Source organism: Roseateles sp. SL47, assembly GCF_026625885.1.
Classification (GTDB): domain Bacteria; phylum Pseudomonadota; class Gammaproteobacteria; order Burkholderiales; family Burkholderiaceae_C; genus Roseateles.
The window spans coordinates 5,679,752-5,697,448 of the sequence record NZ_CP113068.1; the positions used below are offsets into that span (position 1 = coordinate 5,679,752).

The 17,697-nt window shown below is 65.2% G+C and carries 12 protein-coding genes; 7 read left to right on the plus strand and 5 right to left on the minus strand.

All coding sequences use genetic code 11. The features are described 5' to 3' along the window. Positions 1-58: 58 nt before the first annotated feature. Both hrpA and OU995_RS24650 read right to left on the minus strand, forming a co-directional pair. Positions 59-4,111 (minus strand): ATP-dependent RNA helicase HrpA, encoded by a 4,053-nt coding sequence (hrpA, locus tag OU995_RS24645; RefSeq protein ID WP_267836368.1) that lies wholly within the window; start codon positions 4,109-4,111, stop codon positions 59-61. A 336-nt stretch (positions 4,112-4,447) separates the two neighbouring features. Then, entirely contained in the window at positions 4,448-4,846 is a 399-nt protein-coding gene (locus OU995_RS24650; RefSeq protein WP_267832799.1) for a VOC family protein, read from the minus strand. Positions 4,847-4,966: 120 nt separating this feature from the next. Here OU995_RS24650 and argA point away from each other — a divergent pair, with 120 nt between their 5' ends. The 7 genes from argA (at position 4,967) to hemH (ending at position 14,411) form a co-directional block, all read left to right on the plus strand. Beyond that, complete coding sequence (gene argA / locus OU995_RS24655) at positions 4,967-6,307, plus strand: amino-acid N-acetyltransferase (protein WP_267832800.1); 1,341 nt, start codon at positions 4,967-4,969, stop codon at positions 6,305-6,307. 81 nt (positions 6,308-6,388) lie between these two features. Beyond that, positions 6,389-6,661: an oxidative damage protection protein gene (locus OU995_RS24660; RefSeq protein ID WP_267832802.1), complete on the plus strand. Its 273-nt coding sequence runs from the start codon at positions 6,389-6,391 to the stop codon at positions 6,659-6,661. 155 nt (positions 6,662-6,816) lie between these two features. After that, on the plus strand, positions 6,817-7,119 hold the full coding sequence (locus OU995_RS24665) for an H-NS histone family protein (RefSeq protein WP_267832804.1): 303 nt from the start codon (positions 6,817-6,819) through the stop codon (positions 7,117-7,119). A gap of 173 nt (positions 7,120-7,292) precedes the next feature. Then, a complete protein-coding gene (dnaG, locus tag OU995_RS24670) occupies positions 7,293-9,428 on the plus strand; it encodes a DNA primase (RefSeq protein WP_267832805.1) in 2,136 nt (711 codons plus the stop codon). A gap of 336 nt (positions 9,429-9,764) precedes the next feature. Continuing rightward, entirely contained in the window at positions 9,765-11,984 is a 2,220-nt protein-coding gene (gene rpoD / locus OU995_RS24675; protein ID WP_267832806.1) for an RNA polymerase sigma factor RpoD, read from the plus strand. Positions 11,985-12,245: 261 nt separating this feature from the next. Continuing rightward, positions 12,246-13,187: an adenylate/guanylate cyclase domain-containing protein gene (locus tag OU995_RS24680; RefSeq protein WP_267832807.1), complete on the plus strand. Its 942-nt coding sequence runs from the start codon at positions 12,246-12,248 to the stop codon at positions 13,185-13,187. A gap of 132 nt (positions 13,188-13,319) precedes the next feature. After that, the gene (gene hemH / locus OU995_RS24685; RefSeq protein WP_267832809.1) at positions 13,320-14,411 is read left to right on the plus strand and encodes a ferrochelatase; all 1,092 of its coding nucleotides are present in this window, start codon (positions 13,320-13,322) and stop codon (positions 14,409-14,411) included. Here hemH and OU995_RS24690 read toward each other — a convergent pair. The 3 genes from OU995_RS24690 to OU995_RS24700 form a co-directional block, all read right to left on the minus strand. Then, positions 14,389-15,903: a tripartite tricarboxylate transporter permease gene (locus OU995_RS24690; protein WP_267832811.1), complete on the minus strand. Its 1,515-nt coding sequence runs from the start codon at positions 15,901-15,903 to the stop codon at positions 14,389-14,391. The two genes, hemH and OU995_RS24690, sit on opposite strands and share 23 nt — an antisense overlap. Before the next feature lie 89 nt (positions 15,904-15,992). After that, a complete protein-coding gene (locus OU995_RS24695; RefSeq protein ID WP_267832812.1) occupies positions 15,993-16,541 on the minus strand; it encodes a tripartite tricarboxylate transporter TctB family protein in 549 nt (182 codons plus the stop codon). After that, the gene (locus tag OU995_RS24700) at positions 16,538-17,500 is read right to left on the minus strand and encodes a Bug family tripartite tricarboxylate transporter substrate binding protein (RefSeq protein WP_267832814.1); all 963 of its coding nucleotides are present in this window, start codon (positions 17,498-17,500) and stop codon (positions 16,538-16,540) included. The genes OU995_RS24695 and OU995_RS24700 overlap by 4 nt, the downstream gene beginning before the upstream one ends. Positions 17,501-17,697: the final 197 nt, after the last annotated feature.

Genomic DNA, 17,697 nt, shown 5'->3' on the forward strand with positions numbered 1-17,697 from the left:
TTGCGATTGGACAGAAAACCCGACGTCCTCGCAGGTAGAAGTAACGTGGATTTTCCTCTCAGTTTTGTAACTGCGCCCACACCTTTTCCAGGCGTTTGACGCTCACCGGCTGCGGCGTACGCAACTCCTGTGCAAAAAGGCTCACCCGCAGCTCCTCCAACTGCCACCGGAAATCATCCAGGCGGGCATCCGGCGACCCCTTGCGCTCCACCAGCCGGCGCTGCCAGCGCTGCTCCAGCGGTTTGAGCTCGGTCATCAGCTTGGCATCCCGGGCGGCATCCGCCCGCAGCTTGTCCAGGCGCAGGGTGATGGCCTTGAGGTAGCGCGGATAGTGCTGCAGTTGCGTCCACGGGGTCTGCATCACAAAGCGCTTGGGCATCAGGCGCTGGAGTTGCGCCTGGATGTCCTCCACCACCTCCTTGGGCGCGGAGCGGGTGTCCTTGAGCTTGCGCAGGGCCGCCTGGTATTCCAGCAGCACGCCGTAAGCCAGGCGTGCCACTTCCTGGGCAATCAGGTTGAGGCGGGCGCGGCCCTCGTCCAGCCGGGCCTTGAAGCTGAATTCATCCACCGGCAGCGGGTCCCCCAGGAAGGCACGGTCCAGCGCCACGGCGACGATCTGGTCACGCAGTTCCTCGTTGGTGCCCAGGCTCATGAAGGCCACCGCCATCGCTTGAAGGTCGGGGATGTTCTTTTCCAGGTACTTCAGCGGCTCCTTGAGCTGCAGCGCGATCAGCCGGCGCAGGCCCGCCCGATGTTTGGCAGCAGCCAGCTCGGGTTCATCAAAAACCTCGATCTCCACATGCGTGGTCCGGTCGATCAGCGCGGGGAATCCGATCAGGGTCTGCGGGCCTCGCTTGATCTCCATCAGCTCGGGCAGCTCTCCAAAGGTCCATTGGGTGTAGGTCTTGGTCGCGTCGGCAGACGATGGCGGCGGCGGGGCCACGGTGGCGCGGATACCACCATTGCCACCATTGCCACCATTGCCACTGTTGGCGCCGTGGTTGGCGATACCGGCCTTGTGGTCGGCCTTGTGACCGCCACTGCCGTGGGCCGTTTTTCCTGCTTGGCCTGCATCCCCGCCTGCGCGCGAACCGAGGCCCCCCTGGCGACCACCTTGGCGGTCATTCCCGGCGCCGTCGCCTGAGCGATCCAAACGAACCTGCGCAGAGGCGGCGTTGCCCGTGTCGGCCCCCTCCCCGGCGGGCCCGTTGTCCGCGCCTTGCAGCTTGAGCGCTGCCAGGGCCTGGAAGGCCGACCGCGCCTGCCCACCCAGTTCCGCCTTCAGCGCCGCCAGATTGCGCCCCTGGCCCAGTTGCCGCCCATGCTCATCCACCACACGGATGTTCATGAACAGATGGGGCGGCACCTGTTCCAGCTTGAAGTCATTGCGCTGGATGGCCAGTTGGGTGCGTTCCTTCACCGCCTTGAGCAGCACGTCCAGCAGGCCGCCCTGTCCAAACGGATTCAGTTCCACGAACTCGCGCACAAAGTCCGGCAATGGCGTCAGCCGGGCGCGAGGCTTCTGGTGCAGGCTCTTGAGCAGCGCCAGCACCTTGGCTTCCAGCATGCCCGGTACCAGCCATTCCGCCCGGTCGTCCTGCACCTGGTTCAGCGCATAGATGGGCACGGTGACGGTCACGCCATCACGCGCGTCGCCGGGCTGGTGAAGATAGGTGGCACTACAGTCCACCCCGCCCAGGCGCACCGTGCGCGGGAAGGCATTGCTGGTGACACCAGCGGCTTCATGCCGCATCAGTTCCTCGCGGCTGAGATGCAGCAGACGCGGGTTGCCCTTGCTGGCTTCGCGCCACCATTTCTCCAGCGTGGCGCCGGAGCAGACATCGGCCGGCAGATGCTGGTCGTAGTAGGCGTAGATCAGGTCGTCGTCCACCAGCACGTCCTGGCGGCGGGACTTGTGCTCCAGCTCTTCGACCTTGGCGATCTGCTTCTGGTTGTGCGCCAGGAACGGCAGCCGGGTGTCCCACTCGCCGTTGACCAGGGCCTCGCGGATGAAGATCTCCCGCGCCGCCGCCGGGTCTACCCGCCCAAAGTTCACACGCCGGTTGTTGTAGATGACGATGCCATACAGCGTGGCCCGCTCCAGCGCGATGACTTCGGCCGCCTTTTTCTCCCAATGAGGTTCCAGCAGCTGCGTCTTGATCAGATGGCCGGCAATGCCCGGCAGCCATTGCGGCTCGATGGCGGCAATGCCACGGCCAAACAGCCGGGTGGTGTCCACCAGTTCGGCCGCCACAATCCAGCGGCCCGGCTTCTTGCTCAGGTGAGCGCCAGGATGGCGCCAGAACTTGATCCCCCGGGCACCCAGATACCAGTCGTCATCGTCCGCCTTGCAGCCGATGTTGCCCAGCAGGCCGGCCAGCATCGACAGATGGACCTGCTCATAGGTGGCCGCCGCACCGTTCAGCCGCCAGCCCAGTTCCGCCACCACGGTGTGGAGCTGGGAATGGATGTCCCGCCATTCACGCACCCGGCGCGGACTGACGAAGTTGTCCCGCAGCAGTTGTTCGTGGCGGCGGTTGCTCAGCTTGTGCGCCCGCGGCGCCTGGCCGGCCGGTGGAGCTGCCGCGCCCTCGTCCGGCGCCGTGCCGCGCGACTCGCCCAGCCACTTCCAGAGCTTGAGATAGCCCATGAATTCGGAGCGCTCGTCGTCAAACTTCTTGTGCTTTTCATCGGCCGCCTGCTGCTGGTCCATCGGGCGGTCGCGCACGTCCTGACCGGACAAGGCACTGGCGATGATCAACACCTCGGTCAGCGCGTCACGTTGGCGCGCCTCCAGGATCATGCGCCCGACGCGCGGGTCCAGCGGCAGACGGGACAGCTCTTCGCCGATGGGGGTGAGCTCATTGCGTTCATCCACCGCGCCCAGTTCGGCCAGCAGCTGATAACCGTCGGCCACAGCCTTGCGCGGCGGCGGTTCGATGAACGGGAAGTCCTCCACCTGGCCCAGGTGCAGCGCCTTCATCCGCAGGATCACACCGGCCAGGGAACTGCGCAGGATTTCCGGGTCGGTGAAACGCGGCCGCCCAAGGAAGTCCTTCTCGTCATACAGGCGCACGCAGATGCCATTGCTGACCCGTCCGCAGCGGCCGGCACGCTGGTTGGCGGCGGCCTGGCTGATGGCCTCGATCTGCAGCTGCTCCACCTTGTTGCGGTAGCTGTATCGCTTCACCCGCGCCAGGCCCGGGTCCACCACATAGCGGATGCCCGGCACCGTCAGCGACGTCTCGGCCACGTTGGTGGCCAGCACGATGCGGGGCTGGCCATGCGGCTGGAACACGCGGTCCTGCTCCTGCTGGGAGAGGCGGGCGAAGAGCGGCAACACCTCCACACCCGGCGGATGGTGCTTGCGCAGGGCCTCGGCGGCTTCACGAATCTCGCGTTCGCCGGGCAGGAAGACCAGCACATCGCCCGAGCCTTCGCGCCAGAGTTCGTCCACGGCGTCGCAGATGGCGTCGCTCAGGTCGTGCTCCCGGGACTCTTCGAACGGGCGATAACGCTGCTCCACCGGGAACAGTCGGCCGGACACCATGATGGTGGGCGCCGGCCCCTTGGCGGAGGCGAAATGCTGGGCAAAGCGGTCGGCATCGATGGTGGCCGAGGTGACGATGATCTTGAGATCGGGCCGCCGGGGCAGGATCTCGCGCAGGTAACCCAGCAGGAAGTCGATGTTGAGGCTGCGCTCATGCGCCTCGTCGATGATCAGCGTGTCGTAGGCCTTGAGCAGCGGATCGGTCTGTGTCTCGGCCAGCAGGATGCCGTCGGTCATCAGCTTGACCGATGCGCCCGGTGAGAGCCGGTCCTGGAAGCGGATCTTGTAGCCCACCACGTCGCCCAGGGGCGACTTGAGCTCTTCGGCGATGCGCTTGGCCACGCTGGAGGCGGCAATCCGGCGCGGCTGGGTGTGGCCGATCAGGCCCCCGCCATTGCCCCGGCCCCGGCCCATGGCCAGCGCGATCTTGGGCAACTGGGTGGTCTTGCCGGACCCGGTCTCGCCGCAGACGATGACCACCTGATGCTGCGCCAGCGCCGCCATGATCTCTTCGCGGCGGCCGGACACCGGCAGCGCTTCGGGAAACTCGATCGGCGGGATGGGCGTGGCGGGAGTGGCCGCGCGCGGGGCGTCCGACCGCTGGCGCGGTGGACGTGGTGGACGCGAGGTGCCGGGCTTGCCTGGGGCACCTGAAGGATGCCCGGCGGGCGCACCCGAAGGACGCATCGCGACGGTCGACAGGACCGACGGCTGGGCGAGGGCCGGCGTGGCCTGCGCTTGACGGCCCTGCCGTCCATCGGACCGGGTGTCAGGTTCAGTGGCGGCGGTCGGCGAGGCCTTGGAGGCGGGCACGGAGGATGAATTGTTTTGACTCACGGGGCGCGCATTATCCGCCCGCAGGTCGAGCCCGTCGGTTCAATGGGACTTCGGGCAGGCTCAGGAGACCGGCATGCTGTAGGTGATCACGTTCACCACTGCCCCCTGCGGGTCCTGCAGGGTGGCCATGCGGCCGACGGTGGGAATCTCCGTCACCGGCATCAGCACGGTACCGCCCAATTCCTGGGCCCGCGCCACCGTGGCCTCCACGTCGTCCACCGTGACGTAACACGCCCAGTGGGGGGGCATCGGCGCCTCCTTGGGGGTGGTCATCAGGCCGCCCACCGCCGTGTCGCCCACCTTGGCCACCCGGTACACCTCACCATCACCGCCGCCCGGCAGGGGCATGGTGTCGAGCTTCCACCCGAACAGCCCGCCGTAGAACTCGGCCGCCTTGGCCGGATCGGTGGTCATGAGTTCAGACCAGCTGAAGGCACCGTGGGTCTTGAAGACATCCATTTGCAGCTCCGTTGCGTGGGGGTGACGCGGCATGCTCGCGCGCGACAGCCCGCCCGGCAAGTGCCCACAAACCCGCGTAAAGGGGACAGGGGGGGACAGGGTGCGGCACAATTCGCGCCCATGAGCCTGGTCTTCCCTCACACCTTCGTTCCGTGGTTTCGCGCGGTGGCCCCCTATATCCACGCCTACCGTGGCGAGACATTCGTCGTCGGCATGACGGGGGAAATGATTGCGGCCGGCAAGCTCAACAGTTTTGTGCAGGATCTGGCCATCATGCATGCCATGGGCATCAAGATCGTGCTGGTGCATGGTTTCCGGCCGCAGGTGAATGAACAGCTGGCCGCCAAGGGCCATCCCGCGCTCTACAGCCACGGCATGCGCATCACCGATGCCATCACGCTGGATTGCGCCCAGGAGGCCGCCGGGCAGTTGCGATTCGAAATCGAAGCAGCGTTTTCGCAGGGATTACCCAACACCCCGATGGCCAATTCCACCGTGCGGGTGGTTTCCGGCAATTTCCTGACGGCCCGGCCGGTCGGCATTGTGGATGGGGTGGATTTCAAGCACAGCGGCATCGTGCGGCGCGTGGACGCCGCCGCCATCCAACGGGCTATCGATATTGGCGCCATCGTGCTGATGTCTCCGTTTGGTTTCTCGCCCACCGGAGACGCCTTCAATCTCATGATGGAAGACGTGGCCACGGCCACCGCGATTGCCCTGCAGGCCGACAAGCTGCTCTTCATGACCGAAGTGCCGGGCGTGCGCGAAAACCCCGAGGACCCGGACAGCAACATCGACACCGAACTGGCGCTGGCGGATGCCAAACGGCTGATGACCAAGCTGCCCCCGCCCACCCAACCCACCGATGTGGGCTTTTATTTGCAGTACTGCGTCAAAGCCTGCGAAGCTGGCGTGGAACGCAGCCACATCCTGCCTTTTGCGGTGGATGGAGCGCTGCTGCAGGAGGTCTATACCCACGACGGTATCGGCACCATGGTGGTGGACGAAAAACTGGAAAGCCTTCGGGAAGCCACCCATGACGATATTGGCAGCCTGATTGCCCTGATTGAACCGTTCGAGCGCGACGGCACGCTGGTGAAACGGGACCGCAGCGAAATCGAACGGGATGTCGAGGCTTATACCGTCATCGAACACGACGGCGTGATTTTTGGCTGCGCCGCGCTGCATCCCTACCAGGAGGCTCGCACCGCAGAGATGGCGGCACTCACCGTGTCCAGTGCCGTGCAGGGCCAGGGCGACGGCGAGCGGCTGCTCAAGCGCATCGAGCAACGCGCCCGTGCCATGGGCCTGACCAGCATTTTTGTGCTCACCACCCGCACCATGCACTGGTTCATCAAACGCGGCTTCCAGCCGGTGGACCCGAACTGGCTGCCCGAAGAGCGCAAGCGCAAATACAACTGGGATCGTCGGTCTCAGGTGCTGGTCAAGAAACTCGCTTGATCATCTGTTGAACTTTGTTTCATTGGGGTGCTGGTGTTTCACCGGGCCCTTCCCCCACACTCTTAGAGCATCGAGGTTGAAATGGCTCGCACCGTGCAATGCGTTTATCTGAAGAAGGAAGCCGAGGGCATGGACTTCCCCGTCTACCCCGGCGAACTGGGCAAGCGCATCTATGAAAATGTATCCAAGGAAGCCTGGGCGGCCTGGATGAAGCACCAGACCATGCTGGTCAACGAAAACCGCCTGAATTTGGCCGACCAACGCGCCCGCCAATACCTGGCCCGCCAGATGGAACAGTTCTTCTTTGGCGGCGGGGCTGAACAGCCTGCCGGATATGTGCCGCCGACCCCCTGATTTCAATGACTTTCACGGGTTAGGTCACAGTCAAACGTTGTCAAAATCGCCGCCTTCCGCAATTACCCTCTTGCAGAGTTATTCACAAGCCTGCATATAATGCCGAATGCCCCTTTTAGGGCCTTGGCTGTTGAACCTTGTGAGGAATTGCATAAATGGCATCGCTCAAAGACCTGTTGGCCCAGCGGGCCGCTCTTGAACAGCAAATCGCGGAAACCCAGGAGCGGGAACGCGCTGACGCGATCTCCAAAGTGAAGTCGCTGATGTCCGAATATGGGCTGACCGTGGCGGATCTGACGGCACGCAGCACCAAGACTGCTGGCGCCAAGGCGTCGAAGGTGGCCGCCAAGTTCCGTAATCAAGCCACCGGGGAAACCTGGAGCGGTCGTGGCCTGCAGCCGAAATGGCTGAAGGCAGCGATTGCCAACGGCGCCAAGCTGGAAGATTTCGCGCTGTAATTTCAGCGCGGTCTCTCGGACCGCCCCTCCCGGCCCGGTGCGGCCCTGGCTTTGACGCCAGCCCCACCCTGCCGAGATATTCATGCAAAGAGCCACTTGAGGTCACTCGAGTGGCTTTTGTTTTTGGCCCCTCCCCGAAGGCCCGGCTTGACCGCTCACGTAAACTTGCCGAAGTGATCCCGCCAGGCTTTATTCAAGACCTTCTTTCACGCGTCGACATCGTGGACGTGGTGTCCCGTCACGTCGATCTGAAGAAGGCAGGCATCAACCACAAGGGCCTGTGCCCCTTCCACGGCGAGAAGTCACCCAGCTTCATCGTCAGCCCGTCGCGGCAGACCTACCACTGCTTCGGCTGCGGCGTGCATGGCAATGCCGTCGGCTTTCTGATGGAGCATCTGGGCATCGGTTTTGTGGATGCCGTGCGGGACCTGGCCCAGCAGGCCGGCATGCAGGTGCCGGAAGACGATCGCAGCCCGGCCGAGCGGGAGCGGGAAAAACAGGTCAAGCAGCGCCAGGCCACCCTGACCGAAGTGCTGGCCAAGGCCAGCCAGCACTATCGCCAGCAGCTCAAGACCAGCCCCCGGGCCATCGACTATCTCAAGGGCCGTGGGCTTACCGGCCAGATTGCCGCCCAATTCGGGCTGGGATACAGCCCGGAAGGCTGGCGCACCCTGGCCAGCGCCTTCCCCGCCTACGACGACCCGCTGCTGGTGGAAACCGGCCTGGTGATCCTGCAGGACGACCCGGGCAAAAGCGAGGCCGAACAGCGCCGCTACGACCGCTTTCGCGACCGGATCATGTTCCCGATCCGCAATGTGCAGGGCGACGTCATCGGCTTTGGCGGCCGGGTACTGGACAAGGGCGAGCCCAAATATCTGAACTCCCCCGAAACCCCGGTGTTCAGCAAGGGCAAGGAGTTGTACGGTTTGTATGAAGCCCGGCCGGACATGCGCCGCCGTGGTTATGCATTGGTGGTGGAAGGCTACATGGACGTGGTGGCGCTGGCGCAGAGCGGCTTCGGCAATGCCGTGGCCACGCTGGGCACGGCCTGCACACAGGACCATGTCCAGAAGCTGTTCCGCTTCACCGAATCGGTGGTGTTCAGTTTTGACGGCGATGCGGCCGGGCGCCGCGCGGCGGGGCGCGCCATGGAAGCCGCCCTGCCGCACGCCACCGAAACCCGCAGCATCAAGTTCCTGTTCCTGCCGGCCGAACACGACCCGGACTCCTATGTGCGGGAATTGGGTCCGGAGGCCTTTGAGCGCTGTGTGGAACAGGCCATTCCGCTGTCCCGCCAACTGATGGACAGCGCTGCGGAAGGCTGCGACCTGGGCAGCCCGGAAGGCCGCGCCCGCATGCTCACCCATGCGCGCCCGCTCTGGTCCGCCCTGCCGGACGGCCTGCTGAAACGCCAATTGCTGGGCGAACTCGCCCGGCGTGCGCAACTGCCGGATCAGGAATTGCTGGCCCTCTGGCAAGCCAGTGCCGGTGCACCGCGCCTGCGCGGCGAGCGTTCGGATCGCCCCCAGGAGCGGCAGGACCGTCCGCAACGCGCCACCGCGCACCCCGGCGGCGACGACCATGCGCCGCATTTCCCGGACATTCCGGCCTCCGCCTATGCGGATGAGGAGTTTCACGGCGACCCCCATGACATCGCCCCACCGCCGGACGCCTATGGGGCTGGCAGTGGGGCCGGCCTTGGCAGCGGCGGCACGTCCGCGCCCGCCTGGGCGCAAGGCCAGGGCCAGGGCAGCTACGGTGGTGCCGGCCCCCACGGCGGCGGCTTCAAGGGCAAGGGTGAGTTCAAGGGAAAAGGCGACTTCAAGGGCAAGGGCGGCAAGTGGGGCGACTGGAAGCGCCGCGAGCAGGACCCCACCATCGGCATGCCCCGCAAGGCCCCGCCCGCCCCGATGGACCATGCCGTACGCATGCTGCTGCTGCACGGCGAACTCTGGAATGTGCTGAGCGAGCAGGACCTGCAACTGCTGCACGAACTCCCCGGAGAGCACGGTCAACTCATCGCCTGGCTGGAGCGCTTCATGATGGACCACGGCCCCAGCCCCTGGGCGGTGCTGCAGATCGCCCTGGTGGAAGCCGACCAGCTGGAACTGGCCCAACGCGTATGCGGCGGTCCGCTATCCGCACCGCCGGCAGACGAGTCAGCTCAGGACGAATTCCGGCATGTCATGCGCAAGCTTTGGATTGTTCGCCTGGAGCAAGAAGCGTCCTCGATTGCCACCAGTCCAACCCCAGACATCAGCAAATTGAAGCTGATCAGAACTCAAATTGAAGAATTGAAAGCCGTTTAAGCCACGCGTTTTGACCATTGCACTGAATTGGTAGATAATCCAGCCCTTTCGCGCGTCAAGAGTGACGGCAGCACCAACCGGTCCCCGGCCCCCCACTGACCCTGGGCAATTAAAAAGTGGCCAACTTTCACCGCCTGGACTGCAACTCCAAACGATCACGCTAGCCTTCACGCGCAACCTTGAGCCGGTGGGAACACCCCCCACATAAGGCTCAGGGCAGAGATCGAGCCGCCTGGGCTCGTCGCACCGCAACAAGCGGTTGTCGGCGATCCAGGTGGCCGTTTGCGTTGCACGCCCCAAAGAATTCCCGAATCACTCGCCGACCCGAGGAACTGCATGACCGCCAAAAAGACCGCTTCCAAGGCTGCCGCCGCAGAGACTGAAGAAATCAAGAAGCCTGCCAAGGCTGCTGCCAAGACCACCAAGGCTGCCGCCACTGTGACGGACGACGCCAAGCCCAAGCGCGGCCGCAAGCCGAAGGCCGAGACCGAGTCCAAGAAGACCGGCAAAGCCAAGGTGGAAGAGGAAGACGAAGACTTTGGCGACGTGGACGCCGATATCGAGACCGAAGCCGAAGCGGACGTGGAAGCTGAAGTCGAAGTCGATGAAGCGGCTGGCGAGGACAAGCCCAAGGCCAAGCCGCTGCGCATGAAGGTCAGCCGCGCCAAAGAGCGCGCGCTGATGCGTGAATTCGGCCTGGACGAAACCGCCCTGACCGAAGAGGAAGTGGCCAAGCGTCGTCAGGAACTGAAGACGCTGATCAAGATGGGCAAGACCCGTGGTTTCCTGACGCACCAGGAAATCAACGACCACCTGCCCGAAAAGCTGATCAACGAGGAAATCCTCGAGGCCATCGTGTCCATGTTGAACGACATGGGCATCGCCGTGTACGAGCAGGCGCCGGACGCCGCCACGCTGCTGATCCAGGGCAGCACCTCGCCCACCGCCACCGAAGAAGAAGCCGAAGAAGCTGCGGAAGCCGCGCTGTCTACGGTGGACTCGGAATTCGGCCGCACCACCGACCCCGTGCGCATGTACATGCGCGAAATGGGCACGGTGGAACTGCTGACCCGGGAAGGCGAAATCGAAATTGCCAAGCGCATCGAAGGTGGCCTGCAGGCCATGATGCTGGCGATTTCCGCCTCGCCCACCACCATTGCGGAAATCCTGGCCATGGCCGCCAAGATCCGCGCGGGTGAAATGCAGATTTCCGAAGCAGTCGATGGTTTTGTCTCGGATGACGAGGCCGACGACTATGTGGCCGAAGAAGACTTCGACGAATTCGACGAAGAAGACGACGATGACGGCGCCGGTGGTTCCAAGGCCCTGACCAAGAAGCTGGAAGAGCTGAAGAATGCCGCGCTGGTGAAGCTCGACTCGCTGGCCGTCAACTTCGACAAGATGCGCAAGGCCTTCGAGAAGGACGGCTACAAGTCGTCCAACTACAACAAGGCCCAGGCAGCCATCAGCGGCGAGCTGATGACCATCCGCTTCACCGTCAAGACCATCGAGAAGCTGTGCGACATCCTGCGCTCGCAGGTGGATGACGTGCGCCGCTATGAACGCGAGATCCGCAAGATCGTCGTGGACAAGTGCGGCATGCCGCAAGAGCACTTCATCAAGGTGTTCCCGCCCAATGTGCTGAACCTGCAATGGGCTGAAAAGGAAGTCGCGTCGGGCAAGAACTACAGCAATGTGATGTCGCGCAATCTGCCCGCCATCCAGGAGCTGCAGCAAAAGCTGATCGACGTGCAGGCCAAGGCCGTGGTGCCGCTGGACGATCTCAAGGAGATCAACAAGCGGATGAACGAAGGCGAAAAGGCCTCCCGCGACGCGAAGAAGGAAATGATCGAGGCCAACCTGCGCCTGGTCATCTCCATTGCCAAGAAGTACACCAACCGGGGTCTGCAATTCCTGGATCTGATCCAGGAAGGCAACATCGGCCTGATGAAGGCGGTGGACAAGTTCGAATATCGCCGCGGCTACAAGTTCTCGACCTACGCCACCTGGTGGATCCGTCAGGCCATTACCCGCTCGATTGCCGACCAGGCCCGCACCATCCGCATTCCGGTTCACATGATCGAGACGATCAACAAGATGAACCGCATCTCGCGTCAGCATTTGCAGGAATTCGGCTTCGAGCCGGACGCCCCGACGCTGGCCGAGAAGATGGAAATGCCGGAGGACAAGATCCGCAAGATCATGAAGATCGCCAAAGAGCCGATCTCCATGGAAACGCCGATCGGGGACGACGACGACAGCCACCTGGGCGATTTCATCGAGGACACCAACAACACCGCTCCGATCGAAGCCGCCATGCAGGCCGGCCTGCGCGAAGTGGTGAAGGACATCCTCGACAGCCTGACCCCGCGCGAAGCCAAGGTGCTGCGCATGCGCTTCGGTATCGAAATGAGCACGGACCACACGCTGGAAGAAGTCGGCAAGCAGTTCGACGTCACCCGCGAGCGGATTCGCCAGATCGAAGCCAAGGCCATCCGCAAGCTCAAGCACCCGAGCCGCTCGGACAAGCTGCGGACCTATCTGGACAACCTCTGATCCACACCGCCTCCTGCCGACCCCTGTCGGCACCCCAAAAGGGCCGCCTTGTGCGGCCCTTTTTCATGGCCGTAGCCCCCAGCAACACCCCTTCACCGCTTCCAACTTTTGGGGGACATGGGGACGCAGACCGCACTGGCGTGCAGCGTATGTGTGGCGTGGCGGACAACTGGCCCCCAAGCCGAGGGCTATTCACAGGGTGGATGTCGTCAGCCGCCCGCTACACTGAGACATTCGTCACACCTACGAATCAGTCAACCGATGACCCAGATACGCGAGCGCACCGTTTTGTTTGCCGACTTGCGCGGCAGCACGGCGCTGTTCGAGACCCTGGGAAATGCCGAGGCCTCGGGCCTGGTGACCCAGACGGTGGGCCTGCTGGCGCAGGCGGTGGACGAGTGCCGGGGTCACCTCATCAAGACCCTGGGCGATGGCCTGATGGCCGCCTTTGACAATCCCAAGGACGGCATCAAATCCGCCATGCGGATGCAGGAGCTGCTGATCAAGTCGGCCCACCGCATTGAGCGGCTGCGCAACATGCATCTGCAGATCGCATTGGCGCGAGGTGAAGTCGTGGAGATCCACGGCGACTGCTTTGGCGATGCGGTGAACGTGGCCGCCCGCCTGCTGGACCATGCCGGCGACGGCGAAACCGTGGTCACGGCGGAAGTGGTGCATGGCTTGTCCAACACCCAGAAGGCGCGTTTCCGCAGCCTGGACCACATCAGTGTGCGGGGCCGGGTCGAGCCGGTGCATATCCATGTGCTGGACCAGGGCCAGGGCGATGCCGGCGCTACGCAATTCGGCGAAGTGGTGCGCGCGGCGGCCCCCGACGGCATCCGCCTCGTGTGGCAAGACCTGGACCGTGTGTTCGATATCGAACACATGCCGATCGTGCTGGGCCGCAGCACCCAGGCCACCTACTGCATCACCGACGTGCGGGTGTCCCGCTCCCATGCCCGCATTGACTGGCAGGGCAGCAGTTTCAGCCTGACCGATCTCAGCTACAACGGCACCTTTGTCCGCTTCGGCCCTGGCGGCCAGACGCTCAGCCTGCGGCGCGGCGCCTGCACGCTGCATGGCGCCGGTGCCATCGGGCTCGGGGGCCCGCCGTCCGACACCCTGGCGCCGACGGTGCGCTTCGAGGTGCTGCACCATGCCGAAACCGACCGCTCGCCGCTGGTGATGCGGCGCGGGGTCTGATCGGCCAAGCCCTTATCCCCCAGAGTCCCCCTCCGATTTTTGGGGGCCCACTGCGCGAGGGCTGCGCCGGCTCGCTAACATCGCCGTCCGGCCCGGCTGCTCCAGCCAGGCCTTGAGAGGTCCCCTTTGTCCATGAGCTACCAGCCCGAACCCACTTTCGACCACGGCACCCCTGCCCGCACCGGCCTGCTGCTGTGCAATCTGGGCACGCCGGAAGCGCCCACGCCTGCGGCCACGCGGCGTTATCTGGCGCAGTTCCTGTCCGACCCCCGCGTCATCGAGATCCCGAAGCTGGCCTGGTGGCCCATCCTGCACGGCATCATCCTGCGCACGCGTCCGGCGGCATCGGCCAAGAAATACGCCAGCATCTGGATGAAGGAAGGTTCGCCTCTGATGGTCTGGACCCAGCGTCAGGCCACGCTGTTGCAGGGCTATCTGGGGGAACGGGGCCATCAGCTGATCGTGCGCCACGCCATGCGCTACGGGCAGCCCTCGATTGCCAGCCAGTTGGACGCCTTGCGTGCCGCCGGGGCCACCCGGGTGCTGGTGCTGCCGGCCTATCCGCAGTATTGCGCCGCCACCACTGCCAGCGTCGTGGACGATGTCGCCCGCTGGGCCCTCACCCACCGGCATCTGCCGGAGCTGCGCTTCGTCAATCACTACCACGACCATCCCGGCTACATCGCCGCCCTGGCCGACAGCGTGCGCCAGCACTGGCAGCGCGAAGGCCGGGCGGACATGCTGGTGATGAGCTTCCACGGCATGCCGGCACGCTCGCTGGCGCTGGGGGACCCCTACCACTGCGAATGCCTCAAGACCGGCCGGCTGCTGGCCGAGGCGCTGGGCCTGTCCCCCGCGCAGTACAAGGTGACCTTCCAGAGCCGCTTCGGCAAGGCCCGCTGGCTGGAGCCCTACACCGAGCCCACCCTGCGCAGCCTGGCGGCCAATGGCCTGAAGTCGGTGGACCTGATCTGCCCCGGCTTTGCCGCCGACTGCATCGAGACGCTGGAAGAAATCGACATGGAAGCCCGCGAGGCCTTCCTGCACAGCGGGGGCCAGCGCTTCAGCTACATCCCCTGCCTGAACGACAGCCCCGGCCACATCCGCGCGCTGAGCACCGTGGTGGAACAGCATCTGCAGGGCTGGCCCACCCAGGCGGCCCCGGATGCGGCCGCCCTGGCCCGTCAGCGCGACGCCGCGCTCACGCTGGGCGCGGCGCGCTGAGCTGCTGACGGCCGCGCCACCACTTCCACAGGCGCGGCATCAGCAGCACCATCACCACCACGGCCAGCAGCGTGGCCGACAGCGGCCGCTCCAGGAACACGCCCCAGTGGCCCCCGCCGATGGAGATGCCGTTCCGCAGGTGCGCTTCGGCCAGCGGGCCCAGGATCATGCCCACCACCACCGGGGCGGTCGGGAAGTCAAAACGCCGCATCACCACGCCCAGCAGGCCGATGGCCAGCATCACGTAGAGGTCGAAGGCGCTCTGGCGCATGCCGTAAACCCCCACCGTCGCGAAGATCAGGATGCCGGCATACAGCGGCGCCTTCGGGATCTTCAACAGCTTCACCCACAGACCGACCAGCGGCAGGTTCAGCACCAGCAGCATCACGTTGCCGATGTAGAGCGACGCAATCAGCGCCCAGACCAGGGCGGACGAGGTCTGGAACAGCTGCGGCCCTGCCTGGATGCCGTAGTTCTGCAGGGCGGACAGCAGGATGGCGGCGGTGACCGAGGTCGGGATGCCCAGGGTCAGCAGCGGCACCAGCGTGCCGGTGACGGCCGCATTGTTGGCGGCTTCCGGACCGGCCACGCCTTCAATGGCGCCCACCGTCCCGAACTCTTCCTTGTGATTGGACAGCTTGCGTTCAGTGGCATAGCTGAGGAAGGTCGGGATCTCGGTGCCGCCCGCAGGGATCACGCCGAACGGAAAGCCCAGGGCGGTCCCGCGCAGCCAGGCCGGCACCGACCGGCGCCATTCGCCCCGCGACATGTGGACCCGGCCCATGGTGTTGAGCTGCTGGGCGCTGCGGCCTTCATACAGGGCGACATAGAGCGTCTCCCCCACGGCAAACAGGCCCACCGCGACCAGCACGGTTTCGATGCCGTCCATGAATTCCGCGACGCCAGCGGTGTAACGCACCTGGCCGGTGATCTGGTCCAGGCCCACCAGGCCCATGGCCAGGCCGATGAACAGCGAGGTCAGGCCACGCAAGGTGCTTTGGCCGAGCACGGCGCTGACCGTGGTGAAGGCCAGCAGCATCAGGCAGAAGTACTCCGGCGGCCCGAGCGTCACGGCAAAGTCGGCCAGCACCGGCGCAAACAGGGTCACCAGCACGGTGGCGACCGTACCAGCGACAAAGGAGCCGATGGCGGCCGTGGCCAGGGCGGCGCCAGCGCGCCCGCTGCGGGCCATCTTGAAGCCCTCCAGCGCGGTCACCATGGTGCCGGTCTCCCCGGGGGTGTTCAGCAGGATGGAGGTGGTGGAGCCCCCATACATCGCGCCGTAATAAATACCCGCGAAAAAGATCATCGAGGCGGTCGGGTCCACCTGCGCGGTGATGGGCAGCAGCATGGCCACCGTCACCGCCGGGCCCAGGCCCGGCAGCACGCCGATGGCCGTGCCCAGCGCACAGCCGACAAAGGCCCACATCAGATTGACGGGGGTCGCGGCAGTGGCGAAGCCCCCCAGGAGCTGCGTCCAGAGCTCAGTCATGTTGGTTGTCCTCTCCCAGAACGAAGTAGCCGCCATCGAGGGCGGCCGTCAGAGCGGGCGCCCACAGGGGGCGCCCAGCAGCAGGCCGGTCAGATCCAGCCGCCAGGGGTGATGGCGGGCAGGTTCAGCGCCAGCAGCTTGTTGAACAGCCAGAACACCGGCGCTGCAATCAGCACACCGGTGACCAGATCCACGATCAGTTGACGGGCGCCGCCGCCGACCTTGCCTTCCGACCGGCGGATGCCACGCACGGCCAGGGCAAAACACAGGGTGCAGGCCAGCACAAAACCGATGGTGGTGATGAGCAGCGCATTGGCAACCACGGCCCCCACCACCCAGGCGGCAGACAGCCAGTCCGCCTTGGGGGCGCCGGAAGGCGGCTCCATCTGACGGAAGCCACCGGTGCGGGCTTCCCAGATCAGCCAGGCGCCACAGACCAGCAAGGCGGCGGCCACCAGCCACGGCAAGGCATTCGGGCCGATGCCGCCATAACCGGCATCCGCCGGGATGGAAGCAGCGCCCACCGCCATGACGATGCCAATGACCAGCGCACCGCCACCCACCAGGGTCTGGTGGAATGGGGGCGGCACGGTGTCGGGGACGGAAGGGTCCTGCCGATCAGCATGGGGCGTACTCATCCGACCATCCCCGACTTGACCATGATGGCGCGCAAGGCGGCGAACTCGCGATCGACGAAGTCTTCGAACTCCTTGCCGGTGATCACGGCGGGGGTCCAGCCGTTCTTCTCCAGCGCTTCCGCCCAGGCCTTGGACTTGGTGGCCTTGACGACCAGGTCGGCCAGCGCCTGGCGCTGGGCCGGCGCGAGGCCGGGGGGCGCGTAGACGCCACGCCAGTTGCCGATCTCGACGTTGTAGCCCAGCTCCTTCATGGTGGGCGCGTCCAGGCCCTTGAGGCGCTGCGGGGAGGTGACGGCGATGGGGCGCATCTTGCCGCTCTCGATGTACTGCTGGAATTCGCTGAAGCCGCTGCCGCCGACGGTGACGTTGCCGCCCAGGATGGCGGCGATGGCTTCGCCGCCGCCCCGGAAGGCGACGTAGTTGATCTTGGCGGCGTCGACGCCGGTTTCGCGGGCCAGCATGGCAGCGGCGACATGTTCGGTCGAGCCGCGGGAACCGCCGCCCCATTTGACGCTGCCGGGGTCCTTTTTCATCTGCTCGACCACATCCTTCATGGTCTTGAGCGGGGAACTGGCAGGCAGGACAAAGACGTTGTATTCGCTGGTCAGCCGCGCGATGGGCGTGGCCTGGCTGAGGGAGACGGGGGGCTTGCCGGTGATGAGGCCGCCCAGCATGACGGCGCCCATGACCATCAGCGCATTCGGGTCGCCCTTGCTGGCGTTGACGAACTGGGCCAGGCCGATCGCGCCGGCGGCGCCGCCCTTGTTCTCGAAGGTGACGGTGCTGGCGGCACCGGCGTCCTGGAGGGCCTTGCCGAGGGCACGGCCGGTGATGTCCCAGCCGCCGCCCGGGTTGGCCGGCACCATGATCTTGAGGTTGCCAGCGGCACGGGCGGCGGTGGGCAGCAGGCCCAGGGCCGCCAGAGCGGCTGCAGTTTTGAGGAATTGGTCTCTACGCATGCGAGGGGTCTCCGGGTTCTCTCTCTATCTATATCCCCCAATCCTCCCGCGCCTTTTGGACTTTTCTATTCGCGTTGATGCTTACATGGGGCCCCCGGTTTTGTGCGCCTAGGGCGCACAAAACCACCCCCCGGGGGGGTTGGGGCCGCCTTGGGGCGGCCCGGCGGCGGCCCCCCCCTCGATAACCACGAGCCCCG